General features: G+C 41.2%; 20 protein-coding genes. 6 read left to right on the top strand and 14 right to left on the bottom strand.

All coding sequences use genetic code 11. The annotated features are described in order from the left end of the window. The first annotated feature begins 50 nt into the window (after positions 1-50). Positions 51-5,645 (top strand): T9SS type A sorting domain-containing protein, encoded by a 5,595-nt coding sequence (locus AC58DT_RS14010; RefSeq protein WP_497217440.1) that lies wholly within the window; start codon positions 51-53, stop codon positions 5,643-5,645. A 156-nt stretch (positions 5,646-5,801) separates the two neighbouring features. Here the strand turns inward: AC58DT_RS14010 and AC58DT_RS14005 are convergent, their stop codons facing one another. From AC58DT_RS14005 to AC58DT_RS13985, 5 genes are all read right to left on the bottom strand, one after another. Next, positions 5,802-6,335, bottom strand: a complete 534-nt coding sequence (locus AC58DT_RS14005) for a lipid-binding SYLF domain-containing protein (protein ID WP_497217439.1) — start codon at positions 6,333-6,335, stop codon at positions 5,802-5,804. Between the two features lie 146 nt (positions 6,336-6,481). Further along, a complete protein-coding gene (locus AC58DT_RS14000) occupies positions 6,482-6,835 on the bottom strand; it encodes a DNA gyrase inhibitor YacG (RefSeq protein ID WP_497217438.1) in 354 nt (117 codons plus the stop codon). A 30-nt stretch (positions 6,836-6,865) separates the two neighbouring features. After that, positions 6,866-7,789: a DUF6268 family outer membrane beta-barrel protein gene (locus tag AC58DT_RS13995; RefSeq protein ID WP_497217437.1), complete on the bottom strand. Its 924-nt coding sequence runs from the start codon at positions 7,787-7,789 to the stop codon at positions 6,866-6,868. Between the two features lie 15 nt (positions 7,790-7,804). Further along, positions 7,805-9,295, bottom strand: a complete 1,491-nt coding sequence (locus tag AC58DT_RS13990; protein ID WP_497217436.1) for an aminotransferase class V-fold PLP-dependent enzyme — start codon at positions 9,293-9,295, stop codon at positions 7,805-7,807. Between the two features lie 66 nt (positions 9,296-9,361). Beyond that, positions 9,362-11,440 (bottom strand): protein-disulfide reductase DsbD family protein, encoded by a 2,079-nt coding sequence (locus tag AC58DT_RS13985; RefSeq protein WP_497217435.1) that lies wholly within the window; start codon positions 11,438-11,440, stop codon positions 9,362-9,364. A gap of 240 nt (positions 11,441-11,680) precedes the next feature. Between AC58DT_RS13985 and ileS the strand changes: the two genes are divergently transcribed. The 4 genes from ileS (at position 11,681) to AC58DT_RS13965 (ending at position 16,933) form a co-directional block, all read left to right on the top strand. Then, on the top strand, positions 11,681-15,085 hold the full coding sequence (gene ileS / locus AC58DT_RS13980) for an isoleucine--tRNA ligase (protein ID WP_497217434.1): 3,405 nt from the start codon (positions 11,681-11,683) through the stop codon (positions 15,083-15,085). A 3-nt stretch (positions 15,086-15,088) separates the two neighbouring features. Continuing rightward, positions 15,089-15,472: a TraR/DksA family transcriptional regulator gene (locus AC58DT_RS13975; RefSeq protein ID WP_497217433.1), complete on the top strand. Its 384-nt coding sequence runs from the start codon at positions 15,089-15,091 to the stop codon at positions 15,470-15,472. A 139-nt stretch (positions 15,473-15,611) separates the two neighbouring features. Next, on the top strand, positions 15,612-16,241 hold the full coding sequence (locus AC58DT_RS13970) for a DUF4097 family beta strand repeat-containing protein (RefSeq protein WP_497217432.1): 630 nt from the start codon (positions 15,612-15,614) through the stop codon (positions 16,239-16,241). An 83-nt stretch (positions 16,242-16,324) separates the two neighbouring features. Beyond that, the gene (locus AC58DT_RS13965; RefSeq protein WP_497217431.1) at positions 16,325-16,933 is read left to right on the top strand and encodes a lipoprotein signal peptidase; all 609 of its coding nucleotides are present in this window, start codon (positions 16,325-16,327) and stop codon (positions 16,931-16,933) included. A 3-nt stretch (positions 16,934-16,936) separates the two neighbouring features. Here AC58DT_RS13965 and AC58DT_RS13960 read toward each other — a convergent pair whose 3' ends face one another. From AC58DT_RS13960 to AC58DT_RS13920, 9 genes are all read right to left on the bottom strand, one after another. Further along, complete coding sequence (locus tag AC58DT_RS13960) at positions 16,937-17,362, bottom strand: DUF2752 domain-containing protein (RefSeq protein ID WP_497217430.1); 426 nt, start codon at positions 17,360-17,362, stop codon at positions 16,937-16,939. Further along, positions 17,340-17,624 (bottom strand): CD225/dispanin family protein, encoded by a 285-nt coding sequence (locus AC58DT_RS13955; RefSeq protein ID WP_497217429.1) that lies wholly within the window; start codon positions 17,622-17,624, stop codon positions 17,340-17,342. The genes AC58DT_RS13960 and AC58DT_RS13955 overlap by 23 nt, the downstream gene beginning before the upstream one ends. A gap of 32 nt (positions 17,625-17,656) precedes the next feature. After that, complete coding sequence (locus AC58DT_RS13950; protein WP_497217428.1) at positions 17,657-18,241, bottom strand: 5-formyltetrahydrofolate cyclo-ligase; 585 nt, start codon at positions 18,239-18,241, stop codon at positions 17,657-17,659. Positions 18,242-18,403: 162 nt separating this feature from the next. Next, a complete protein-coding gene (locus AC58DT_RS13945) occupies positions 18,404-19,405 on the bottom strand; it encodes a succinylglutamate desuccinylase/aspartoacylase family protein (protein WP_497217427.1) in 1,002 nt (333 codons plus the stop codon). A 2-nt stretch (positions 19,406-19,407) separates the two neighbouring features. Then, positions 19,408-20,280, bottom strand: coding sequence for a 30S ribosomal protein S6--L-glutamate ligase (gene rimK / locus AC58DT_RS13940; RefSeq protein ID WP_497217426.1), 873 nt, complete (start codon positions 20,278-20,280; stop codon positions 19,408-19,410). Next, a complete protein-coding gene (locus AC58DT_RS13935) occupies positions 20,277-20,702 on the bottom strand; it encodes an ATP-dependent zinc protease family protein (protein WP_497217425.1) in 426 nt (141 codons plus the stop codon). The genes rimK and AC58DT_RS13935 overlap by 4 nt, the downstream gene beginning before the upstream one ends. Positions 20,703-20,804: 102 nt before the next feature. Further along, entirely contained in the window at positions 20,805-21,677 is an 873-nt protein-coding gene (locus AC58DT_RS13930) for an ATP-grasp domain-containing protein (protein WP_497217424.1), read from the bottom strand. Positions 21,678-21,734: 57 nt separating this feature from the next. After that, a complete protein-coding gene (locus AC58DT_RS13925) occupies positions 21,735-23,957 on the bottom strand; it encodes a TonB-dependent receptor (RefSeq protein ID WP_497217423.1) in 2,223 nt (740 codons plus the stop codon). Positions 23,958-24,023: 66 nt separating this feature from the next. Then, on the bottom strand, positions 24,024-24,359 hold the full coding sequence (locus AC58DT_RS13920; protein ID WP_497217422.1) for a hypothetical protein: 336 nt from the start codon (positions 24,357-24,359) through the stop codon (positions 24,024-24,026). 215 nt (positions 24,360-24,574) lie between these two features. Between AC58DT_RS13920 and uvrC the strand changes: the two genes are divergently transcribed. Next, the gene (uvrC, locus tag AC58DT_RS13915) at positions 24,575-26,371 is read left to right on the top strand and encodes an excinuclease ABC subunit UvrC (protein ID WP_497217421.1); all 1,797 of its coding nucleotides are present in this window, start codon (positions 24,575-24,577) and stop codon (positions 26,369-26,371) included. Positions 26,372-26,525: the final 154 nt, after the last annotated feature.

Raw genomic sequence — 26,525 nt, 5'->3', positions numbered from 1 at the left:
CCTAATTAATAAATCTCCCCAGATTTGACTTAACCAAAACTCTAAAAATTATGAAAAAAACTACCCTATTAATTTTATTTCTCTTTGCTACTTTTTTTGGCAATAGCCAAACGGCGTTAACTGCGGGAGATATTGCTTTTGTTGGAAGTAATTCTGACGGTGCAACAAATGCAGATGATACTGTAGCCTTTGTTCTTCTAAAAGATATTGATGCTGCGACTACCATTATTTTTACCGATATGGGATGGAATGATGGCACCGGATTTTTTGCCACCAATGGTGATGGTGAATTTACATGGACTTCCGGTGTGGCCAGAACAGCTGGAGAAGTTGTAACCATAGACATGGGGCCGCTATTTCCAGCAGCTTTCAGTAGTATTGGCGATCAGCTTTTTGCTATTCAAGGCTCAACTGCAGCACCCATATTTATTGCTGGATTACAGTATAATGATACAACTGGAGATGATTCTAATTGGGATGGTTCTGCAACCTCCAATTCCACATCGGCTCTGCCCAACGCTTTAACTACAGGAATAACTGCAGTTCGTTTAATTCCTGAATCAGATAATTGGCAGTTTAGCTGTACAGTGGCAGGAGGGCCTGTTTCTGGATCAGCAGCTCAAATAAGAGCTATCGTAAATAATAGAGCAAATTGGGTAAGTGACAATACTACTCCTTATAATCCCGCACTTGAAGCTGGATGTACTTTTACAATTAGTGGAGGTGGTGATACCACTCCACCTGTTATTACTTGTGCACCCACACCGGCACCAATTACAGCAGGCGTAAATGGTATGGCTGCAATTCCAGATTTAGTAACCGGGACTACCGCAACAGATGATGTTTCAATACCAGCAAACATAACAATTACACAAGCACCCACTGCGGGAACTATGGTTGGAGTTGGTGTATATTCAGTTGTTTTAACTGCTACAGATGAAGCTGGCAATAGTGCGACATGCACAATACCTGTAACCATAAACGAACCTCCCGCTACAACATTGAATGCGGGTGATATTGCCTTCGTAGGTTTTAACCTAGATGGAAATGATGGTTTTGCATTTATAATTTTGAAAGATATAATTGCGGGAACAAATATAAAATTCACAGATTGTGGTATTTCAAATCCAAATACAATTACGTGCGTAGGTGCAGGCGATGGCAGTGCAACTTGGTACGCTCCCTCTGCAATGAATGCGGGAGATATTGTTACTTTACCAGGAAGTTTTATGGCGGGAAGTGTTTTATCTTCTATTGGTGATCAATTATTTGCTTATCAAGGCACAGCGGCATCACCAACTTTTATTACTGGAGTTCACAGTAATGTAGACCCAGGTGTAACTACAGATGCCGATTGGGACGGAGCAAATACTTCAAACACCACAACAGCATTACCAGATCAATTGACCAATGGCGTAAATGCTATTAGGCTTTATGTTGCAGGCACTCCTGAAACAGAAGTGGACAACTGGCAGTTTGATTGTAGCGCGGTGCCTGGTGGATTTCCTATTACAGGTACAGCTAGTGAATTGGCTGCAATAATCAATGACATTCAATATTGGGTTAATAATGATACTGCTGAATTTGTTCCAACTGCTCAATCAGGATGTATATATACTATATTGCCTGACGATACAGAACCCCCAGTAGCTGTATGTCAAAATATTACCGTACAACTTGATGCTTCCGGCTCAGTAACTATTGCTGCTACCGATGTGGATGGCGGCTCAACCGACAATGTTGGGATCGTTTCTTATTCAATAGACATTGATACTTTTAGTTGTGCAGAAGTTGGTCCTAACACAGTTACACTTACTGTAACCGATGCAGCGGGCAATTCTGATACTTGTACAGCTACAGTAACCGTTGAAGATAACATAGCGCCTACTGCAGTTTGTCAAAATATAACCTTGCAGCTAGATGCTACCGGAAATGTAATAATTACCGCATCAGATATAGATAATGGTTCAACAGATAATTGTGGAATTACTTCATTAAGCGTTTCTCCAGCATCTTTTACGTGTGCAGATATTGGGGCCAATACGGTAACCTTGACTGTAACCGATGTAAACGGAAATAATTCAACCTGTACTGCTACTGTAACCGTGGAAGACAATGTTGCTCCTACGGCAACTTGCCAACCCTTTACGGCACAACTTGACGCAAACGGTACCGTTACAATTACGGGTGCTGATGTAGATGGAGGCTCAGCAGACGCCTGTGGAATTGCTTCACTTTCAGTCTCTCCAGATACATTTTCCTGTGCCGACATTGGCGCTAATACAGTAACATTAACAGTTACAGATAATAATGGCAATATTTCTACCTGTACAACTACGGTAACTGTAGAAGACAATATCGCACCAACAATTACTTGTCCTGGGGATTTTATAGTTGATAATGATCTTGGCATTTGTGGGGCTGTAGTGAATTATACAGTAACAACTGCAGATAATTGTAGCTCTGGAGGTCCAGTTTCACAAACCTTTACATATTCAGGTAGCGTCCAAAATTGGACTGTACCTGCGGGTGTTACTTCTATTATGATTGAAGCATTTGGCGCGCAAGGAGAATCTGGGGTAGGTGGAATTGTTGGTATTGGTGGCTTGGGAGCTATGGCGAGCGGAGAACTTTCGGTAACACCTGGTGAAGTGTTGTCAATATACGTAGGAGGAAGCGATGGTTTTAATGGAGGCGGTAGCCCAGGAGTTAGTGGTCCTAATACTTCAGGTCACGGTGGAGGAGCTAGTGATATAAGAACAACTCCTGGAACTGTAAATGATAGAATTCTCGTTGCCGCAGGCGGCGGTGGTGGAGCTGGAGGTCCTCAAGGATCTTGTGCGTCCGGTCCCGGAGGAAACGGCGGAAATGGTGGTGATATTAGTTTAGGAGGTTCCGGAATTACCGGAAGTGGATGTGGTCCTGGAGGAACTGGAGGCATTGGCGCAACCGATACAATGGGCGGAAACGGCGGAACTGGAAACACTAACTGCGGTGATACTGGAGGCCCAGGAATTAATGGTGTTTTAGCCATTGGTGGAAATGGCGGTGATGGAAAGATAGGATGTTCTGGTTTTACTGGTTCTGGCGGTGGTGGCGGCGGCGGTGGCTATTATGCTGGCGGCGGAGGCGGCGGCGGTGCTGGTGGTGGCGGCGGTGCTTGGTCAGGCGGTGGCGGTGCTGGTGGAACTTCTTATATAGGAGGTGTAAATAACGGAACTGCAACTGCAGGAGTGAGATCTGGCAATGGTGAAATTACAATTACTTGGAATGCGGCATTGACCCCTACCCAAACAGCTGGTCTTCCTAGTGGAAGTACTTTCCCAATTGGAACTACAACCAATACTTTTATAGTAACCGATAGTTCAGGAAACACTGCAACTTGTAGTTTTGACGTTACGGTAAATGATACCGAAGCCCCAGCAATTACCTGTCCTGGAAATATTATCCAAAGCAATGATCCTGGAGTTTGTGGTGCTGTGATAACATATACGGCTCCTGTTGGAACAGACAATTGTCCAGGATCAACCACAGTGCAAACTGCTGGTTTGGCATCAGGTGAAACATTTCCTATAGGAACGACTACTAATACATTTGTAGTTACTGATGCCTCTGGTAATACAGCAACTTGTAGCTTTGATGTTACAATAAATGATAACGAAGCCCCAATAGCAAATTGCGTAGCGCCATTCACCATTCAATTGGATGCCAACGGAGATGCAAGCATCGCGGTAGCCGACATTGATAATGGAAGTACTGATAATTGCGCTATCGCAAGTACGTCGATAGATATTACAGATTTTACCTGTGCAGATGTAGGTCCAAACACAGTCACTCTAACGGTGACAGATGTGAACGGAAACAGTTCAACCTGTACAACTATTGTAACAGTTGAAGATAATGTTGCGCCAGTGGCCAACTGCGCTGCGCCTTTCACTATCCAATTAGATGCGGATGGGATGGCGAGTATAACCGTTGCTGATATTGATAACGGAAGTACGGATGCTTGCGGAATAGCAAGTTCCTCAATAGACATAACTGATTTTGACTGCAGCAATGTAGGCCCCAATACTGTTACACTAACAGTGACCGATGTGAACGGAAACAGTTCGCAATGTACCACTATAGTAACTGTAGAGGACAGCATCCCGCCTACCATTGTCTGTCCGGGAGACATTACGGTCAATTCGGCTGCGGGCATTTGTTCAGCAGCGGTGAGCTTCCCGATGCCTTTTACATTGGACAACTGTGGAGTGGATACAGTAGTTCAAACTATGGGCGATCCGAGCGGAAGTCAATTTCCGGTGGGTGTGAACACAATTGAGTTCACTGCAACAGATGTAAACGGAAACGTAAGTACTTGTAGTTTTACCATTACAGTAGTTGATAATGAGGCTCCAATGGCCGTATGTCAGAACATCACCATTCAGCTCGATGCAAGCGGAAACGCTAGCATTACAGCGGCCGATGTTGATGGAGGAAGCACAGATAACTGTGGGGTGGCAGATATTTCAATTGACATTGATACATTTGACTGTTCCGATGTTGGTGACAACAATGTAATTTTAACGGTAACAGATGTAAATGGTAATATTAGTACCTGTACGGCAATTGTAACGGTTGAGGATGTTACCGCTCCGGTAGTGGTTTGTCAAGATATCACAGTAGAATTGGATCCGGTAACAGGCACCGTAACTATCGCGGGAACGGATATAGACAACGGAAGCACAGATGCTTGTGGTATCGCCAGTTACGACCTTGATATCGATACCTTTGATTGTTCAAACATAGGAGACAACACTGTAACTTTAACAGTAACCGATGTAAATGGAAACACTGCAACCTGCACCGCTATAGTAACTGTGGAAGACAATACCAGCCCTGTACTTGTTTGCCAAGACTTCACTTTGGAACTAGGTGCCGATGGTACAGCCACACTGGACCCAACAGATGTAATAGCATCCAACGATGATGCTTGTGGCATCTTTACCGTCGCTGTGGACATAACACAGTTTAGTTGTGCAGATATCGGTACGCCGGTGACTGTACAAGTGTTTAGCCAGGATAACAACGGAAACCTTTCTACCTGTACTGCGGTTGTAACGGTTGTTGATATCTTAGCGCCTGTTATTACTTGTCCTGCAGACCACACAGTTGATCCTGGACCTGGAAACATTTTCTATATTTTACCAGATTATTTCGCAACAGGCGAAGCAACTGCAGTAGATAACTGTACCGATCCTATTACTTTAACAACACAGGATCCAGCTCCGGGAACACCGCTACCTGATGGTACGTATACCATCACGCTAACGGCAATGGACGAATACGGAAATATGGCTACCTGTGATTTTGAACTTATCGTAGAGAGTGTACTCGGAATAGGCGACAACCATCAAAATCTTGGAAGCATATCGATTTATCCTAATCCTGCTAAAAATATTCTGAACATTAGTAACCCACAGAATATGGAACTGGAAAGATTGGAAATTTATGACCTAAGAGGCAGATTGGTTAAAACAGAAGACCTTCGTGGAATGGGGAATGTTAAGCCAATAGATATTCAACAACTTGCAGCTGCTTCCTATTATGTTAAGATAAAAGGCAAATATGGAGAAACAACGAAACGTTTATTAAAAGAATAATATTTCATAATTGTTGATTGTTAGAATGAAGTCGTCCGGAAAATTTCCGGACGACTTTTTTTTTAGTTATGGTGGGAAGTGAAAAACCGTTTCAAGTAATTAGCACTTAAAACGGTTTTGAAAATATTTAAATAGAAACTTTATAATTGCAGAATTTTAGTCAAAATCCTCAAAGTCAAATTTTTGACCACCAACGGATACTTCAGCCATTAAACCTTCCTTAGGAAGTGTAAATACGGCAACTCCATCTGTATAGGTGATATTAAAAGAAGGCGGGGCTTGGTTTACTGCAATAGCAGAAACATTTGATCCAAAACTAAAATCGTCATCCATAAATTCCTGTACAGCTTTATCTGTTTTGAAAAAAATAACTTCACTGTAAGCTTTTCCTCCTATTTGTGCGCCAACGTCCAATTGTTTCAAGTTTGCCATCCCTACCAATACTCCTCGCTCATATACAGCACCATTTCCAGAGGCGGCTCCCACAATTAGGGCGCCTTTTCCAACATTTGGAAAAATAGCATATGCCTTTGCATCATCAAAATAGCCCTGCATTTTTGGATTGGCTTCTAAAAAAGCAGCTTTTGCTTTTTCGGCATCATTAATTACTTTTTTGTCGTCTGCATTTTGTGCAAATAATGTGATACTAAAAAACAGCATCATCATCATTAAAAGGTTTTTCGTTTTCATAATAAAGTAGTTTTTTTGTTTGAGTCTTAAAGATACTTTATATAAGAAACCGCCTGGGTTAAAGGAGTGTTACATTATGTATAATGATTTGCCAAATTAAGGTCTGCCAAAGGCTATGCAGTTAATATTCTTAAAATTTGAATAATTTATTTAATGTCCTTTTTAACTAAAAGATAAAAGTCATTGTCTAACGGTAGGTATCCTTGGTCGTATAGGTAGAAATAGGTAGAACCCGTTTTTGTAGTATAAATTCCCGTGAAATAGTCAAAACTGAAACCCATTCGCACAAGTTTATCTTTTGTGGTTTTCGTCTTGTCTTCAGTGTTTAGTTTTTCTAAAATCCTGTAATTCTTCCGAAGACGGTTATTGATGTTTCTCACCAGGTTTTTGTTATCCTTATTGAGAGAATTGTTATGTGTGTTGCGGCAAGCATCGCTACAAAATTTTTTGTCAGCGCGCCCAATTATTTTATCTCCACATTCCGGACAGGTTCTTTCCATAACCTAAAGATAAAATTTTTATTTTGAAATTTAATTTGAAACAGGCTCTTCCACTTCAGATTTTTTCTGGATATGAAATCTATAAATGGCTTCCAATTTAAAAAAAACTCCGCTGTTTAGTGAAGGATTCAACTGTGTACGGTCATCACCAAAACTGAAAGCGGAAACGCCCAGATCCATCTTTTCCCCTTCGGCATACATTTCATAATTATTGCTGGAATAGCCCAGCTTTGCACGCAGCAAAACACTTTCTTCCAAAGCATTGAACTGAAGATAGCCCGCAAATTCCAACGAGCTAAGGTCAGCGTAAAGCGTGGGAAGATTTTCATAATGCACCTTATAGCTGCGTCTAATCCCGAAGTAATCCATCCCAACGGTGGTGATGCCAAGCTTATAACTTACATCTGCAGAAATGGGCAAGCTCATATCCATCTCAAAACGTTTGTTTGGACTCAAATAGTACCAGCCCAAAATGGGGGTGGTAAAAAGGCCGAATGCTTCCTGAGAGGCATAAATGCCGAAGCGATATTTAAGGTTTTCGTTTTTCTTCAGTTTCAGCAAAGCGAAACCACCCAAATAAAAATCATCTCCCGAAATATTTTTATAATCGGAAGCTATTTTAGGAAGTAGAACAATGGTAGTACTCCATTTATCAGACCAAGTGGAAGCCATGCCCAACTTTAAATTTGTGCTGTACAGACTAGTATATTCGGCCTCGGGAAAAAGTTGCAAATTGTTTCTACTGAAATCTGCTCCCGTTATCAAGGCGTGATTTTCATTAAGAACAACCGGAAACGTGAAACCAACATCTAAAAACTTCACATAGGTACTACTATCGGTTCCCTCAAAATTATTGTTGAAGGTTTGTCCGTAGCCTATTCGCAAAAGGTCTACATATTCCTGTGCCGAAACGGAAAGGGAAAAAAGAAAGGTGAGAAATAGAAGTTTTTTCAAATGTTTAAATAGCTATTAAAAAGTAAACCATGCTTCCACGGTATTGTCGGCTTTCTCATTTTGATGAAAAAATTCGTTGCTTTTGGAATTGTATTTATAGTCATGGCTCCATTCCGAAAAATTTTCGGCCATTTGTTTTATGGAATCACAAACATATTCCGCTTCCGCATCGGTAGTTGTCGGGTGAAAGGACATACGTATCCAGCCCGGTTTGTGGGTTAGGTCGCCCCCATCAATCTCACAGGTAATATTATTTGAGGTTTCCTGGTCTACGTGTAGCAAATAGTGGCCATACGTACCCGCGCAGGAGCAGCCGCCGCGGGTTTGTATCCCAAAACGGTCATTGAGCAATTTTACACCCAGATTGAAGTGAAGGTCGTCAATATAAAAGCTAATAACGGCAAGCCTGTCATGTGTTTGCGGTGCCAAAATTTTAAGGTTGGGGATGTTGCCAAGTTTTTCAAAAACGATATCCAAAAGCTCGTGTTCACGTTGCAAAATATTTTCGACTCCCATTTTTTCTTTCAGCTTTATAGAAAGCGCTGTACGAATGGTTTGCAGAAAACCAGGGGTTCCACCGTCCTCACGGGTTTCAATATCGTCAATGTATTTGTGGTTTCCCCACGGGTTTGTCCACGAAACGGTGCCGCCTCCGGGATTGTCGGGAATAGTATTTTTATAAAGATTGTTGTTGAAAATAAGCACTCCGCTGGAGCCCGGACCGCCCAAAAATTTATGGGGCGAAAAGAAAATGGCGTCCAAATGCGCTCCTTCTTCCTCTGGATGCATATTGATTGAGATATACGGTGCCGAACACGCAAAATCTACAAAGCAAAGTCCGCCGTTTTGGTGCATCAATTTTGCAATTTTGTGGTAGGGTGTTTGTATTCCCGTTACGTTTGAACAGCCAGTAACAGCAGCAATTTTAATGGGATGGTCTTTATATTTTTTAACCGTTTGGGTAAAAGTTTTCATACACACCAAAACATTGTCGTTTGGTGGAATTACCACAACAGTACCAATAGTCTCCAGCCAGGAAGTCTGGTTGCTGTGATGCTCCATGTGGGTTACAAAAATTACCGGTCTAATTTCATCGGGAATTTTGGTGTAGGGTTTTATGTTTTCAGGAATCTTCAAGCCCAAAATACGCTGAAACTTATTGATGGCGCCAGTCATTCCACTTTCGCAAGTTATGAGAACATCGTTCTCATTGGCGTTCACGTGCTTTTTTATAATATTTCGTGCTTGGTGATAGGCCTTGGTCATTGCCGTTCCCGTGACCGAGGTTTCGGTGTGGGTGTTTGCCACAAAGGGACCAAAATCCTTTAGCATTTTTTCTTCAATTGGAGCGTACAATCTGCCACTGGCGGTCCAGTCGGTATAAATTATTTTTTTCCTTCCGAAGGGGGAATCAAATTCTTGGTCAATGCCCACGATGTTCTTTCGGAAAGGCTCAAAATACTTTTCCAATGCTGTAGTCTTCAATTTTTCTTCCGAAGAAACCATTATTCCGAGTTTTAAAAATTACTTAAAATTAAGCAATATTGCTTAAAATTAGCTGGTTATGGCGTTCTATTTCTTAAAAGCGGCAACTCCTTTTTGTAACCAATCGTAATATTCCTCAACGTCGGGGGTGTAACCCACGGGATCGATAAGGTTTTCTTCGTTGTGACCCATCAAAACGTAGAAGGGTTGCGCGTTCGCTTTGTATTTCAAAATCTGGAATTCACTCCATTTCTGACCAATATAGCGCAATTTCTTCCCAGATATTTTTGAAATCACTTCTTCGCCATCCGGAAGCGGACGTTTATCGTCAACATAAAGCGAAATTAAGACTATGTCTTCCTTAAGAAGATTTAATATTTTTGGTTCGCTCCAAACGCGTTCTTCCATTTTTCGGCAGTTTACGCAGGCGTGACCGGTAAAATCAATCAATACCGGTTTTCCTATTTTTTTTGCATACGCTAAACCAACTTCATAATCATGGAATGAAATAATATCGTGAGGGCCTAAGTATGCTCCTTCCGGAAACTTTTCATTTGTGGAAGTACCTCCGCCACTACCTAACTTTGTGTAGCCCACCCCGTATGGAGATTCGCTATAATTCATTGCTGGCGGGAAACCGCTAATTAGTTTCAACGGTGCACCCCAAAGACCTGGAATCATATAAACCGTAAATGCTAAAACTACAAGCCCGAGACTTAACCTTCCCACGGAAATATGTGATAATGGAGAGTCGTGGGGCAATTTTATTTTTCCGAAGAGATACAACGCCAAAGCACCGAATATTGCAATCCAAATAGCTAAGAAAACTTCTCTTTCAAGCCAATGAAGTTGAAGTACAAGATCTGCATTTGATAAAAACTTAAAAGCCAGCGCCAACTCCAAAAAACCCAAAAAAACTTTTACGGTGTTTAGCCATCCGCCAGACTTTGGAAGTGAATTCATCCACCCAGGAAAAGCCGCAAAAAGCGCGAAGGGCAATGCCAGAGCCAATGAAAAACCGAACATTCCCACAAAAGGTGCTATCCCTCCTTTGGAGGCGGCTTCTACCAATAAATAACCAATAATAGGTCCCGTACAGGAAAAGGAAACAATGGCCAGAGCAAGCGCCATAAAAAATATACCAATCATCCCGCCCCTATCGGCCTGCTTGTCGGCCTTGGTAGCCCAAGAGCTGGGAAGGGTAATTTCATAGGCTCCCAAAAATGAGAAGGCGAAGAAAATGATAAGCAAGAAAAAGATGATGTTGAACCAGACATTTGTGGAAAGCGCATTGAGAGCATCAGCACCAAAGATTGCGGTTACAATAGCCCCCAAAACCACGTAAATTACGATTATAGCAATGCCGTAAATAATAGCGTTTTTAATACCCGCTGCCTTAGATTTGCTTTGTTTTGTAAAAAAGCTCACGGTCATTGGGATCATGGGGAAAACACAGGGGGTTAATAGGGCAGTAAAACCGAATAAGAATGCAACAATAAAAATAGTCCAAAGTCCTTTTTTATCTTGTTTTTTATTTTGTTCAAGAGCCGTAAGTGATTCGTCTGAAGCTGCTTTAACAGTGTCATTTGCCACTTCATTAGTTTCTAATAAGGTATCAACCACGACAGTATCTTCCAAAATTTCAGTGGATTCTTCTGATACTTTGGTGTTATCAGTGTTTTTAGTGGTAACAACTGATTCAGTTTTTTGGGGCGCAGGTATCTCAAAAACTAAATCAACATAGGCAGGAGGCAAGCAGCGTGTATCATCGCAAACCATGAATTCTACCTCGCCTTTGACGGTAGTGCCTTTATTTCCGGTTAATTGTATTCGTTTTGTAAATGTTGCGCTGTTTGCAAAAAATGTAATTACCATGTCAAAGACAGGGTCGTGTTCGGTAACTCCTTTGCTTTCCTTTATTTTTCCTACAGCTTTATATGCGGCATTTTTCTCAAAAGTAAAAAGTGTTGGCAATGGCCCATCTGGTGGAACTTCCTGAGAGTAAAGATGCCATTTGTCTTCAATCGTAGCTTTTGCAATAAGATCGTATTCGGTCTCAGATATTTTTTTTACACTAGTTGACCATTTTACGGGGTCAAGTATTTGTGATTGAACTGAAGCTAGTGAAATTGTTGCAAGAAGCAGGAAAAGATATATTTTCTTCATTAGTTAACTGTATTATTGAGAAAGCTTTAAAAAGACTTCAAATTTGGGGGAAAAAATGGAGTATTCAAAATTATGAACCTTATTTAGAATAAAACCCTTAAAAATAATTTACATATTTAGAGAATTTTTATTCAAACCTATTATTAATTCAAATAATATAGGCTTCTTTCTCTTTGGAAAATCAACATGCATTTCTTCAAAATTGTTTACTTTTGCAAACTTTATTGCAACACCCACATTATGAGCAAGAAATTTAAAGAATACAAAGGGCTAGACCTCCCTAAACTGGCGGAAGAAGTACTCGATTTTTGGAAAGAAGAAAACATCTTTGAGCAGAGTATTTCCATTCGCGAAGGAGCGAAACCATTTGTATTTTTTGAAGGGCCGCCGTCTGCAAATGGTCTTCCGGGAATCCATCACGTAATGGCACGTGCCATTAAGGATATCTTTTGTCGTTACAAAACCCAAAAAGGGTTTAAAGTTGACCGAAAGGCAGGCTGGGACACTCACGGCTTGCCCATAGAATTGGGCGTTGAGAAAGAACTTGGAATTACAAAGGAAGATATTGGCAAGAAAATTTCGGTGGAAGATTATAATGCGGCCTGTAAAAAAGCCGTGATGCGTTACACAGACGTGTGGAACAAAGTTACCGAAAAATACGGCTATTGGGTAGATATGAGCGATCCATACGTTACCTACGAGCCAAAATATATGGAAACCGTTTGGTGGCTTCTAAAGGAAATTTACAATAAGAATTTAATTTATAAAGGTTACACTATTCAGCCGTATTCCCCAAAAGCTGGTACAGGTTTAAGCTCTCACGAGCTTAACCAGCCGGGAACCTATCAAGATATTACAGACACAACAGTGGTTGCCCAGTTTAAGGCAATGGCCGAAACTTTGCCAGATTTTTTAGGTGTAGAGTCAAACAATATTTGGTTTTTGGCTTGGACTACCACACCTTGGACGCTGCCCAGTAATACAGCGTTAACGGTAGGTCCAAAGATTGATTACGTTTTAGTGAAAACATTTAACCAATATACCTTTCAACCCATAAATGTGATTTTGGCGAAGAGTTTGGTTGCAAGCCAATTCGCAAAGAATTATGAGGAAAAACCAAATGAGGAAATCCTGGAATCATATAAACAGGGCGATAAGGTAATTCCATATTTTATTGCAAAGGAGTTTAAAGGCACCGATTTAGTCGGAATCCGTTACGAACAGCTTTTGGATTATGCAAAGCCGCACGACAATCCTGAAAACGCATTCAGAGTAATTGCGGGCGATTTTGTTACTACAGAAGACGGAACGGGAATCGTTCACACCGCGCCAACTTTTGGTGCCGATGATGCCAAGGTTGCAAAAGAAGCTACGCCGGAAGTGCCGCCAATGCTCGTAAAAGATGAAAACGGAAATCTCGTTCCACTAGTTGATTTGCAAGGGAAATTTCGTTCCGAAATGAAGGAGCTTGCCGGTAAATATGTAAAGAACGAATATTACGAAGATTCCGCAGTTCCTGAAAAATCAGTTGACGTTGAAATTGCAATAAAACTGAAGACCGAAAACAAAGCCTTCAAGGTTGAGAAATACTTGCACAGCTATCCAAACTGTTGGCGTACCGATAAACCAATTTTATACTATCCACTTGATTCTTGGTTTATAAAGGTTACAGATTTCCGTGATAGAATGTTCGAGCTCAACAAAGAAATAAACTGGAAACCCAAAGCAACCGGCGAAGGAAGATTTGGAAACTGGCTTGCAAACGCAAATGATTGGAACCTTTCGCGTTCGCGCTATTGGGGAATTCCGTTGCCGATTTGGAGAACGGATGATGGAAAGGAAGAAATAATCATCGGTTCTGTGGAAGAATTGAAAGCCGAAATGCAGAAAGCTGTTACAGCTGGATTCATGGAAAAAGATATTTTTGAAGGTTTCAAAGCAAACGATTTTTCCGAAGAAAATTATTCAAAAGTTGATCTACATAAAAACATAGTGGATGGCATAACGCTCGTTTCCCCACTTGGAAAACCCATGAAGCGCGAAGCCGACCTGATAGACGTTTGGTTTGACAGCGGAAGCATGCCCTACGCGCAGTGGCATTATCCTTTCGAAAACAAGGAAAAGGTTGAAAACACTTGGAGAAAAGCAGATTTTATAGCTGAAGGAGTTGATCAAACCCGTGGTTGGTTTTATACTTTGCATGCAATAGCCACCATGATTTTTGACGACGTTGCCTATAAAAACGTAGTTTCCAACGGACTTGTTTTGGACAAAAACGGACAGAAAATGAGCAAGCGTCTCGGCAATGCCGTAGATCCTTTTGAAACCTTGGACGTTTTCGGTCCCGATGCTACGCGCTGGTATATGATTAGTAACGCCAATCCGTGGGATAACCTAAAATTTGACCAAGACGGAATTTCAGAAGTGCGCAATAAATTCTTCGGAACACTATACAATACCTATAGTTTTTTCAGCCTTTACGCCAATCTCGATAATTTTGAGTATATTGAAAAAGACCTTCCGCTGGAAAAACGTCCGGAGATTGACCGTTGGATACTTTCAGAATTGCACACGCTCATCCAAAAAGTAGATGACTATTACGCAGATTATGAACCTACCAAGGCTACGCGTGCAATTTCAGAATTTGTACAGGAAAATTTGAGCAACTGGTTTGTTCGTTTAAGTAGAAGAAGGTATTGGAAAAGCACTAATAACGACGATAAAATTTCTGCTTACCAAGTACTGTATACTTGTTTGGAAACCGTTGCAAAGCTTGGCGCTCCCGTAGCTCCGTTCTTTATGGATCGACTCTATAAGGACTTAACGTCCGGAACTTCAAAAGAAGGTATGGAATCGGTACATTTAACCGATTTTCCAAAGGCAGACGTTTCGTTCATTGATAAAAAGTTGGAACACAAAATGCAGAAAGCGCAAACAATATCCTCCTTGGTGCTTTCGTTACGACAAAGAGAGAAGATAAAAGTGCGCCAGCCACTTCAAAAAATTATGATTCCTGTTTTGGAAGTTTCTGAAAAAGAAGAAATACTGGCGGTTTCAGAATTGATAAAAAGTGAAGTAAACGTAAAGGAAATAGAACTGATAGATGAAGGTTCGGGCATGCTGGTAAAGCAGATAAAGCCAGATTTTAAAGCTTTGGGCCCCCGTTTTGGAAAGGATATGAAAGCCGTGGCGGCAGCCATTTCAGCCTTTGACCAAAAACAAATTGCCACTTTGGAAAAAGATGGGGAAATATCAGTTTTTATTAACGAAAAAAATACTATTTTGGCGCTCGCTGATGTAATCATAAGCTCGCAGGATATTGAGGGCTGGCTGGTTGCAAATGCAGATGGAGTTACTGTGGCACTGGATGTTACCATAACCCCAGCGTTGCGAAATGAAGGGATATCCCGTGAATTGGTAAACAGGATACAAAACCTAAGAAAAGACAGCGGTTTTGAAGTGACAGACAGGATTGAGGTTACCCTTGAGGAAAATGAAAAACTGACGGAGGCGGTAAACCAAAACCTGAAGTATATAAAAGAAGAGACATTAACGGAAATTTTGCAATTTCAGCCACAAATTGATAAAGGAACAGAAATTGCGTTTGACGATATAGAAACACGTATAAGCATTAAAAAACATTAGATTATGACAGATACAGAAAGAACCAGATATTCCGATGCCGAGCTGGAAGAATTTAGAGCAATTTTGAACGATAAAATCAAGAAAGCAACCGAGCAGTTGGAGCTTATAAAAAGTTCATACAAAAACGACAGTAATAATGGTACCGATGATACCTCTCCTACTTTCAAGGCTTTTGATGAGGGTAGTGAAGTGATGAGTAAAGAAGCCAATTCGCAGTTGGCAATTCGTCAGGAAAAGTTTATTCGCGATCTTAAAAATGCTTTAGTACGCATTGAAAATAAAACTTATGGAGTTTGCCGCGTTACTGGAAAGTTGATAAACAAAGAGCGTTTAAAGCTTGTTCCACACGCTACCTTGAGCATCGAGGCAAAGAATTTGCAGAAATAGGCCCATCCCCAGCCCTTCCCAAAGGGAAAAGGATTAATTCTTAAAATTATTATAGCCCTGAAAATTTTTCGGGGCTTTTTTATTGTATCAAATTCTTTGTGTTCTTAGTGAAATTCTTTGCAACCTTTGTGGTTAAATTATGCGCCAAATATTCTTCATAATCGCTATAGTCTTCCTCGAATTGAAATCTTCCGTGGCCCAAAAAACCATTCACAAAGAATTCTCTTCGGATGGAATAAAAGCACTTTCCATTGTAGACGATGCCATTTTTAAAATTACGATTCATTCTTCCGAAGAAAAAGAAATCAAGCTTTCCGTGCATATTTCCGGAGAACATTCCGAGGATGTAATTATAGAGGAAAATTTAAAGAATAATAAACTTTCTTTAAAGACAGGCTTTTCCCCTTTCGTGTTTTTGGAAGACGATAAACTCGCTGCCCATAAAGTATTGGCGGTGGAAATAGTGTTGATTGTTCCAAATACAATTTCAGTTGAGGTCAAGTCTAAGTTGGCTTCCATTTTTGCAAACGGAAACTTTAAAGCACTTGCTGTTTCCCTAGAAAACTCCAACTGTGAATTGAGAAATTTTTCAGGAAATGCCCATTTAAAAACTAAAGATGGCAATATAAATGTTGTTGCTGAAAGCGGTGTCTCGGGTATTGCCATTTCAATAAATGGAACCGTTGAAAATATGCTTCCCAAACGCGGAAAATTTACGGTTCAAGCCGAAAGCGTCAATGGTAATATAAGGCTGCTGCAAACCAAATAATATTGCTATTTTTGCAGCGCTCTTTGAAGCTTTAGTTACGGAGAGCCCTCGCATTGCAACGCTAAAGCGAAAGAAAAAACCTTATGAGCCTAAAAAAAGCCACTCTTATAATTATACTGATTCTATTAATAGATCAGATTTCAAAGTTTTATATCAAAACACACTTTGCTTTAGGCGATGAAATTCGAGTGTTTGATTGGTTCCGTATTCTTTTCGTTGAAAACGAAGGAATGGCATGGGGCGCAAAGATTCCTGGTGAATACGGAAAACTCTTTTTAACCCTGTTTAGAATTGTGGCTATTGCGGGAATAGGGTATTGGCTTTGGGATTCCGTTCGAAAAAATATGCCAAGCATACTGATCTTTTGTGTGGCTTTGATATTTGCGGGTGCTTTGGGCAATATTATCGATTCTGTTTTTTACGGTATTATTTTCAATGATAGCCATCATCAAGTAGCCACTTTGTTTCCCGAAGACGGCGGTTATGGAACTTTGTTTCACGGGAAAGTAGTAGATATGCTTTATTTTCCACTATATGGCGGCACATTGCCCGAATGGGTTCCTTTTTGGGGAGGAGAGTACTTTACCTTTTTTGACCCAGTTTTTAACGTTGCAGATTCTTCAATAAGCATAGGAGTGATTTTACTGCTTATTTTCAACAAAAAAGCATTCCCGAAAAAAGAAACTGAATAATATTTAGCTTGAAGGCGCCAATAAATTAAAGGGATAAAAAGATAAATTCCGAAGTACCCAATAAAGAATTGCGGATCCAAAATATCCAAAAATAAAAAGCTTGCTATAAAAAAGCATAAACCTATGCTTTGTTTCAAAAATCCAATTGGAAATTGTGATTCCTAAGCCGTAAATTAAAACCGGTAGCGTTAAAACCATTAATGGATTAAACCGGAATGCTCCAACCACATCTCCGTGAAGCAACAAATGAATAGCCCTTTGTGAACCACATCCGGGGCAGAAAAACCCTGTTATAAAATGAAAGGGGCAGGGAATAAAAAAAGAATTTTCTGAAGGATTATAGATAAAATAAATAAGAAAAAAGCCCCCGAATAAAGTAATTAAGAGGGCTATTTTCCAAATTCTTTTAATATCCTGCAAAAGCTCCACCTAGACCGACTACCACAAAAAATATTACATAAAGCACCCAAACAATGCCTGCAGCAACAGCGCCCCAAATGGCCCATTTCTTGGCTTCATCAGCAGCTTTTTGGGCACCAACAGTATCCCCCTGTACCCAAAGTTCCTTCACTTTTGTGGATTTAATTATTGATACTATACCGAAAGGTAGGCAACATAAAACTGTACATAAAATTGCCCAAACCAAATTATTATCTGGCGGAGGTCCCATTGGTTGATTAGTTGATTCCATAATTTTATCTAATTGGTTAATAATACTTTAGCTTATAAATATAAGCTGTTATTTTTAAATTCCATTATCTTTTTTGGTGTAATACAAAATTGTAGAGGCACATCGGTAGCTTCAAAGAAAATTTCCGGTTCGGGCTCAAAAAAGGAAAGCCCTACAAATATAGCTTCAGAATTGCACTGTTTCAAAAATCGATCGTAAAACCCTTTTCCGTAGCCGATGCGATGACCGTGGACGTCATAAGCTAAAAGCGGGACAAAAACTACATCCAGCGTTTCCGTAGAAATCTCAATACCCGAAACGGGTTCAGGAATTCCATACGCTGAAGATTTTAAAACGGTATTTTCCTGCAGTAAAAAATGTTTCATTTCTCCCGAATCAAAATCGGCCTTTGAAACGACGATACTCTTATCCTTTCCCTGTAAAATATGCAGCAGATATTCCGTATTCACTTCTTTTTTTGCCAAAATGGGAAGAAAAATATGGTAATACGTTTTATCCCAAATAGGAAGTTTCAAAGCCTGGTTGGCAATCTGAAGGCTCATTGCCTCAATGGATTCCTCGGAAAGCTCTTCCCGAAGTTTTTTATATTTCAAACGAAGCGTTTTTTTATTAGCCATAATAATATAGAAACTCCAAATTTTAAATCCCAAATCCCAAATCCCAAATTCCAAATCCCAATAGTGTCACCCTGAACGCTCCCGAGTTATCGGCACGAAAAGCCAAATCTAAAATCATCAATCGTTAATCGTAAATCGTAAATCGTCAATCCAAAATCCTTTTCAATCTTCCATTTCCTCGTCTTCCGTATTTGCGGTATTTACGGTTGAAATATGAAAAATGGCATCCCCTTGGTTTACAATCGGCGATTGGTTTACGTTAATTATATAGCCTTCATTGGGCGAAGTAACCTTAAACCGCATTTTTCCATATGGATCTGTGATTGTTGCTAAAAATTCACCTTTTTCCACGTGCTTGTTGCAGTCAATTTTTACGTGCAGCAACCCGCTTCGGTAAGCGCGTATCCACTTACTTTTTTCGATGATTACCGTTTTGGCGTTCGGCTCAGGGGCTACGTGTCTTTTGCCCAACATATCTAAGTGGTCCAGCACGCGCAAAATGCCATCTACCCCTTCTTTCGCAATATGTTTGTTGCTTTCCCGGCTTTTTCCGCCTTCAAAAAGCAAAACGGGAATGCCCATTTTATGGCAGGTATTTCGGTACGATTTTTCAATGGTATTTGAAAAGACCGTAAAGGGAGCGTTAAAAACCTTTGCGAGCTCCAGCAATTTTTCATCGCCCGGTTTTATGCGAATTTGTGCAGCGTTGAAACGGCTTGCTCCGCCGGTGTGAAAATCAAGACAATAATCGGCGTGGGGTAAAACCTTTTTGGTGAAATGATAGGCAACACGACTTGCCAACGAACCCGTTTTGGTTCCGGGAAAAACCCTGTTGAGGTCGCGCCCATCGGGGAATGAACGGTCGCCATTTAAAAAACCAAACACGTTGAGAATTGGAATACAAATAATGGTGCCGCGTTTGGGCTTGTTCAATTTTCTGGCAATGAGTTGGCGTACAATTTCCACCCCGTTTATTTCGTCTCCGTGAATGGCGGCAGTTATCAAAACTGTGGGTCCGGGAATTTTCGAACGTTCAATGATAATAGGAATTTCAATTTTGGTGGAAGTGTAAAGTTTCGCAATGCTGAAATCCACGGTTCGACTTTCGCCCAGCGCAATCCGTTCGTTTAAAATTACAATATCACGTTCTTCCTTTTTGGCCATAGTTATACGTTGCGTTCTATATATTTTATGATTGAGTTTGCGATATCCTTGCCTGTGGCTTGTTCAATGCCTTCCAAACCGGGAGATGAATTTACTTCCAAAATCAATGGCCCACGTGCCGATTGCAACATATCAACCCCAGCAATTCCAAGGCCCATGGCTTTTGCTGCCTTCAGTGCGGCGGTTTCTTCCTCATCGGTAAGTTTTATAACGGTTGCGGTTCCGCCGCGGTGCAAATTGCTCCGGAATTCGCCTTCCTTGCCCTGTCGTTTCATAGCTCCAATTACTTGGCCGTCCACAATAAATGCTCTAATATCTGCGCCTCCAGCTTCTTTTATAAATTCCTGCACGATAACCCGCGCCTGCAAATTGTTAAATGCTTCAATTACAGATTCGGCTGCTTTTCGGGTTTCCGCAAGAATTACACCAATGCCCTGCGTGCCTTCCAACAGTTTAATAATTACGGGCGCACCACCGGCTTGGTCCACTATCTCCTTTACGTTTTTGGAATAATTGGTAAAAACGGTTTTTGGCAATCCCAATCCCGCACGGGATAGAACCTGCAAGCTTCGCAATTTATCGCGTGAGCGCACCAATGCTTGACTTTCCGTAGTTGTGAAAACGCGCATCATTTCAAACTGGCGAACCACGGCAGTTCCGTAAAAAGTGACGGAAGCCCCAATACGCGGAATCACCGCATCGGTGTGGTCTAGTTTGTGGCCTTTGTAATAAATAACAGGGTTTTTCTTTTCTATTACAATATCGCACTTGGCGTGATTTATAACTTCAACGTCGTGCTTTCTTTTTTTTGCAGCTTCTACGAGGCGTTGGGTGGAATATAAATGGCTGTTTGCCGATAATATTTTGATGTTCATTGTTTGTTTTTTAGTTTGAAGGAAAGGTTGGTTTTGTTAATATCCACCATGAATTTATTGCTCAAAAAATTTCTTCCCAAAAGTACGGGAAAACGCATCTCTTCACGGTCGCTCAGTGTTAAATAAATTGGGTGGGTTTTACCAAAAAGAACAATTTCCGTTTTTATTCTATATCGCGCTTCAGATTGACCATTGCTGCTTCTTACCACTTTTACATCATATTCATCAAAAATGATTTCCTTTTCGTGGTAGCTGGGATGTTCTTCGTCCAAAAAGTTGCATTTCAGGTAGTTGTCTTCAACTTTCATGTTTTTGCAATGTATGGAAGAAGTGTAGGCGCCCGTGTCAATTTTCACTTCAATATCGAAGAGATTCAGCAATGGAAAGTCTGCCTTGTCTATTCTGCCGATGTTTCTTTTCAAAGTATTGGAGGTTTTGTAATTGCAATTTAAATAATAAAAATTCCATCCTGATAATTAATAAGGATAAAATACGAAATTACCGCCTACTGCCACTAAAAACTGCTACTTTTTATTCCGCTCAATAAACCCAATCACGCTTTTCGAAACATTCTTCCCCGAGGTATTTTCAATGCCTTCCAATCCCGGCGTACTGTTGATTTCCAAAACCAAAGGCCCGTTTTTCGATTGCAGAATATCCACCCCACAAAACCCCAAATTCATCGCTTTTGCTGCTTTTATGGCAATTTTTTCCTCTGCTGATGAAAGACTGATCATTTCCGAAGTGCCGCCGCGGTGCAAATTACTGCGGAAATCACCAATCTTGCATTTGCGTTTCATCGCGGCAACCACAACGCCGTCCACCACTATGGCGCGAACGTCGGCGCCGTTTGCTTCCTCAATATATTCCTGTAGCAGAAATTTCACGCCGGCGGCATTTAAGGTTTCAGTCGTTGCCAAGGCATTCTGCGGACTTTCGGTAAGAATAACGCCTTCGCCGTGCGTGCCTTCCAAAAGTTTGATAATTATTGGCTTGCCGTTAAAGGTTTTCAATTGTTCCTCAAATTCAAAAAACGAAGCGTAAACAGTTCGAGGCACGGGAATTTGATGTTTTGCCAAAATTTGAAAGCAGGTCCATTTGTCGCGGCTATTGCTAATTCCTTCGGAAGAAACCACGCTAAAAACCCCCATCGCTTCAAAATGGCGGACCACGTTTGTGCCAAAATAAGTATTTGAGGCGCCAATTCTGGGAATTACCGCGTGTAGGTCATCCACCAATTCATTTTGAAAATAGAGGACGGCTTTTCCGTTTTCCACAGCTAGGTTGCAATAGGAAGGGTCCAAAACCTCCATGGTGTGGTTGCGCGCTTCGCCAGCTTTTAAAAGACTTTGGGTGGAATAAAGCGCCTCCCCACGCGATAAAATGGCAATGTTCATAGTTGGTTATTGTGCGTGCAATTTAACCAAAAAGAACATTGCCCCTAAAATCATTAGTTAAAAATTAACGGTTACCTTTCCTCTTAGGAAAAACGGCGTGCCGGGCGTAAAGTGTATTTCTTCCACAGCTTCCGGCTCGTCAAACAATCTACTTTCGGTTGCAAATTGGGTTTCGTTCCATTCGGTATCTAAGAGATTTTCAATTGCAATCCCAAAAACAAAGTTTCTAAAAGTATAATTTATGTTGAAATCGGTCACAAAATAACCTTCGGCAATAATACTTTTGTCTTCGTTTGCGGCTCTATCCTTAATAAAACGATAATTCAATCCGCCCGAAAAGTTTGCGAGATTTTCAAATGCAATTCCACCGGTTGAGGTAAAATCCGGAGCCAGCGGAATGTAATCCTCACCATTGGGTTCTTCGGTGCTTCGCGCGTAGGTATAGTTTGCATCGCCGTAAAAATACAGCCAGTCCAATGCTTCGTAACGCAGGCCAAAATCAACGCCCAATCGGCGGGTTTTTCCACTGGGCTCTACAATTCCGGCGTCGCCCACATACACAAATTCCTGTTCCAAAAAGAGCGCCCAAAAGGCTGTGTTAAAAATTAGATTGTCCGTCAGTTTGTAAATTCCGCCCAAATCGGCACCGTAGGCCGCAGGCAAGATATCCTCTCCGCCATTGGCAACAACCACGCGGGTATCATTTGAATGGAAACCGATTCCCGTTTTCAAAAACAACTGGAAATCGCGGTTGGGGCTGTAAATAAAGTTCAACTTCGGACTTGCGAAAACCTTGCTTTCACTTCGGTTATCGTAGGTTGGCGAAAGTTTGTTTTCGTAATCAAATTTGAAATAATCCAATCTCACGGCAGGGTTTATTTTGAAATCGCCCAGCCCGAATTCCGTATTCAAAAATGCAAAACTGTTAATCTGGTCAACATTTCCGAAGGCAATCCGATCCAAAATTTCATAACGGTTTTTGGTGTGTGAAAGTTCCACGTCGTTCACATCGTCGTAACGAACGCCAATCCCGGCGGTGTATTTAAAATCAAGCGTTTCAGAATTTATTTTATCTGAAAATTCGGTTTGGAAACCCAAAATATTTCGGTCTTCGCGTTGCGCAATTTGGTCGCCGTTTACTGGGTCTTCCAAAAAGAAAGTGAAGTTTGAAAACAGTTCAAAATCATAATGCGAATAATACGCTCGGGTTTCCAACTTTTTGTTTTCCGAAAGCAATTTGGAATGGTTTATCAGCAAATTGGTGCGGCTGGTGTTTCCGCCCTCGGTATCGTCAATGGCCCCAAAACGCCCGATGGAACCATCGTCAATGGCGCGCTGCGGAATCTGCCCCGAAGCACCCCACTTGCTTTGGAAATGCGAAGCGGTAAGTTGCAGTTTTTGGTTGTCGGGCAATTTCAGATTGTATTTCGCCATCATATTGAAACGGTTAAAATTCTGTGGCGAATCAAACGGACCGTTAAAAGTATTGAGCGAAGCCGCGACATAAGCATTGCTGTTTTGGGTATCCAAAAGATTGAAAAGACCAACGGTCCTAAAAGCATCAAACTGCCCGTATTCCACGGAAATGGAGCTTTTGTCGAGCTTGTCCAAGGTTTTGAAAGCCACGTAACCTGCCGTGGCAAAATCGCCGTATTCCGCGTTGTACGGTCCCTTTCCGAAGGAAATTTTATCAAGCGTTTCGGGAATTACGAAGTGCAGGTCGCTGTAGCCTTGCCCGTGCGCGTGCGACACCATATTTACCGGCATTCCGTCCACCGAAAGGTTGATGTCGGTGCCGTGGTCAATGTCAAAACCGCGCAAAAATATCTGTTCTGCCTTTCCACCGCCGGCGTGCTGGCCGATAATCAATCCCGGAACTTTCCGAAGGATTTCCTGCGAAGATTTTACGGGCGCGGTCTTTAAATCTACCGCCACTATTTGGCTGAGCGTGTTTACTTCGGGCGTGATGGTTACTTGTTCCAAAGATACCGCGGCTTCGTTTAAAATTATGTTTATGGGTTCCGCAAAACTTTCAGCGGTAACTGAATATTCGAAGGTTGCGAAGCCTAAAATTGAGAAGCTAATGATGTCGTTTTCCTTCACATTTTCAAGTGAAAATTTTCCCGAGGTATCGGTGTGCGTGTGATTGCCCGAGGTGCGGTCAAAAACCGCCACGTTTTCCAGCGGGTTGTTATTTGGGCCTACCACTTTTCCTTTTAGCGATTGCGATTGCGCAATACCAAAGCATAGCATCAGCCCCATTAAGAGTATTCTTTTCATGGGTGATTGGTTTAAAAAATTATAATAAATGAATAGTCTGAATGAAGATTTCATTCAGATAAAAAACTATGAAAAGAATGTTTCGGGAGGCGGGCTGAGGATGGTTTTTACGCTTTTTGGAATATGAAAAACATAAAAGAAATTGTGTTTGGTACTAGTTTCTTTTTTAAAATCGATTGGGGGATATTCCTGTGCAAAATGCTTATCAAACGTATAATTGAAAAACACGCCGTCGTGATCGCTGGTCTCTTCCGAAGAAAATATTTTGGAGAAAAATGTAATCAGTTTGTGTTCGTGCGTGTGTTCGTGGCCCAACAAATGGTCTTCTTCGTGATGCCCATAGTCTGTATGCGTCATTACGTGCGAAAAAATGTGCATTCCCTCCGATAGCTGTTTCTGCATCGGGTTGAGCAGATAAAAAATCGACAGGGAAAGCACAAAATACTTTTTAAAGGAAATATGTAATTTGCTTTTAAGCATTATTTCGGGTTGGTTGTAAATAGATACGCAAGATTGGGGAATTTGGATTTTGAATAAGCTTCATTTAACCGTTTCTTAACTATTTTTGATAGCGGAAAAATTCCTTAAAAAACAAAATAGCAAGTATCTTTGAGCCTATGGCCCAAGCTTCGGTAACACTTCAAATTGCAACCCTTCCAGATTCGCCCGGCGTTTATCAATATTACGATAAGGACGGGAAACTGCTGTATGTGGGCAAGGCAAAAAACCTGAAAAAACGCGTTTCGTCCTATTTCACTAAAAATTTTGATAACAACCGTACGCGACTGTTGGTGAAGAAAATTGCGACCATCAAGCACATCGTAGTTAAAACCGAAACCGATGCGCTTTTGCTGGAAAACAATCTTATAAAGAATTACCAGCCACGCTACAACGTGATGCTGAAAGACGATAAAAGTTATCCGTGGATTTGTATTAAAAACGAACGGTTTCCGCGGGTTTTTCCAACGCGACGGATGATAAAGGACGGCAGCGAATATTACGGGCCGTACACGAGTATGAAAACCGTACACACGCTGCTGGATTTGATAAAAGGCCTGTATCCGTTGCGCACTTGCAATTACGACCTTTCCGAAGAAAAAATTAGGGCGGGCAAGTATAAAGTGTGTCTGGAATATCACTTGGGAAACTGTTTGGGGCCTTGCGAGGGGCTTTATTCCGAAAAGGAATACCACGATAATATTGAGGCCATCCGGAATATTGTGAAGGGAAATTTTAAGGATTCGCTACATAAATTTAAAACCCAGATGAAAACCTTGGCGGCCGATTTAAAGTTTGAGCAGGCACAGCGGGTAAAGGAAAAGATTGATATTTTGGAGAATTACCAAAGTAAAAGCACCGTTGTAAACCCGAAGATCAACAATGTGGACGTTTTCTCGATAATTTCGGACGAAAGCTATGCGTATGTGAATTTTCTACAGCTTTCGCACGGCGCCATTATTCGTTCGCACACTTTGGAAATAAAGAAGAAACTTGACGAGACGGATGAAGAATTGCTTCAGCTTGCAATCGTGGAAATTCGGCAACGGTTCAACTCACTTTCAAAGGAAATTTACGTGCCTTTTGAAGTGGAACTGGGCGAAGACATAAAAACGCATGTTCCCAAACTGGGCGATAAAAAAGCAATCCTCGATCTTTCCGAAAGAAATGCGAAATATTACCGCATGGAGCGGTTTAAACAGGCAAAGATTGTGGACCCCGACCGTCATGAAAAGCGCATTATGGCTCAGATGAAAAAAGATTTAAGGTTGACCGAAGAACCACGACATATAGAATGTTTTGACAACAGTAATATTCAAGGCACAAACCCGGTGGCGGCCTGTGTGGTTTTCAAAAACGGGAAACCGAGTAAAAAGGATTATCGCAAATTCAACATAAAAACCGTGGAGGGGCCAGATGATTTTGCCTCGATGGAAGAAGTTGTTTACCGCCGTTACAAAAGATTGCTGGACGAGGAGCAACCCTTACCGCAACTAATCATCATAGATGGGGGAAAGGGGCAGTTGTCTTCTTCTCTAAAAAGTATGGACAAACTGGGATTACGCGGGAAAATTGCTATTATTGGTATCGCAAAGCGTTTGGAGGAATTGTTTTATCCCGATGACCCTATTCCGCTGTATTTGGACAAGAAGAGCGAGACTTTAAAAATAATACAACAATTGCGCAACGAAGCGCACCGTTTTGGCATTACCTTTCACCGCAGCAAACGTAGCAAGCAGGCTTTAAATACTGAACTGGAAACCATTCCCGGCATTGGTGAAAAAACGGTTGTGGAATTGTTGAAACACTTTAAAAGCACGAAGCGGATTGCCTCGGCAGATTTTGAGGAGCTTTCAAAAGTGATTGGTCCGAGCAGGGCGAAGAAGTTGGTTGAACATTTCAGCAATAAATCTTAAGTCAAGTGTAATAGCTGTTTGGCGTTGCGTAAGGTGATATGGACAATGTGCAAGATGCTATGGCCTATGAGTAAGTTTTTTGGTCAATGAGTAAGATGATATTGCCTATGAGTAAGTTTTTTGGTCAATGAGTAAGATGATATTGCCTATGAGT

The sequence above is a fragment of the Aequorivita sp. CRS11 genome, assembly GCF_059693805.1.
Note: the sequence above shows the minus strand (reverse complement) of the source record. Positions and strands in the feature narration are given on the sequence as shown.

Coding starts and splice junctions, on each gene's coding strand:
- AC58DT_RS14010 (WP_497217440.1), top strand. CDS start 51: ATGAAAAAAACTACCCTATTAATTTTATTTCTCTTTGCTACTTTTTTT.
- AC58DT_RS14005 (WP_497217439.1), bottom strand. CDS start 6,335: ATGAAAACGAAAAACCTTTTAATGATGATGATGCTGTTTTTTAGTATC.
- AC58DT_RS14000 (WP_497217438.1), bottom strand. CDS start 6,835: ATGGAAAGAACCTGTCCGGAATGTGGAGATAAAATAATTGGGCGCGCT.
- AC58DT_RS13990 (WP_497217436.1), bottom strand. CDS start 9,295: ATGGTTTCTTCGGAAGAAAAATTGAAGACTACAGCATTGGAAAAGTAT.
- AC58DT_RS13985 (WP_497217435.1), bottom strand. CDS start 11,440: ATGAAGAAAATATATCTTTTCCTGCTTCTTGCAACAATTTCACTAGCT.
- ileS (WP_497217434.1), top strand. CDS start 11,681: ATGAGCAAGAAATTTAAAGAATACAAAGGGCTAGACCTCCCTAAACTG.
- AC58DT_RS13975 (WP_497217433.1), top strand. CDS start 15,089: ATGACAGATACAGAAAGAACCAGATATTCCGATGCCGAGCTGGAAGAA.
- AC58DT_RS13970 (WP_497217432.1), top strand. CDS start 15,612: ATGCGCCAAATATTCTTCATAATCGCTATAGTCTTCCTCGAATTGAAA.
- AC58DT_RS13965 (WP_497217431.1), top strand. CDS start 16,325: ATGAGCCTAAAAAAAGCCACTCTTATAATTATACTGATTCTATTAATA.
- AC58DT_RS13955 (WP_497217429.1), bottom strand. CDS start 17,624: ATGGAATCAACTAATCAACCAATGGGACCTCCGCCAGATAATAATTTG.
- AC58DT_RS13950 (WP_497217428.1), bottom strand. CDS start 18,241: ATGGCTAATAAAAAAACGCTTCGTTTGAAATATAAAAAACTTCGGGAA.
- AC58DT_RS13945 (WP_497217427.1), bottom strand. CDS start 19,405: ATGGCCAAAAAGGAAGAACGTGATATTGTAATTTTAAACGAACGGATT.
- rimK (WP_497217426.1), bottom strand. CDS start 20,280: ATGAACATCAAAATATTATCGGCAAACAGCCATTTATATTCCACCCAA.
- AC58DT_RS13930 (WP_497217424.1), bottom strand. CDS start 21,677: ATGAACATTGCCATTTTATCGCGTGGGGAGGCGCTTTATTCCACCCAA.
- AC58DT_RS13925 (WP_497217423.1), bottom strand. CDS start 23,957: ATGAAAAGAATACTCTTAATGGGGCTGATGCTATGCTTTGGTATTGCG.
- AC58DT_RS13920 (WP_497217422.1), bottom strand. CDS start 24,359: ATGCAGAAACAGCTATCGGAGGGAATGCACATTTTTTCGCACGTAATG.
- uvrC (WP_497217421.1), top strand. CDS start 24,575: ATGGCCCAAGCTTCGGTAACACTTCAAATTGCAACCCTTCCAGATTCG.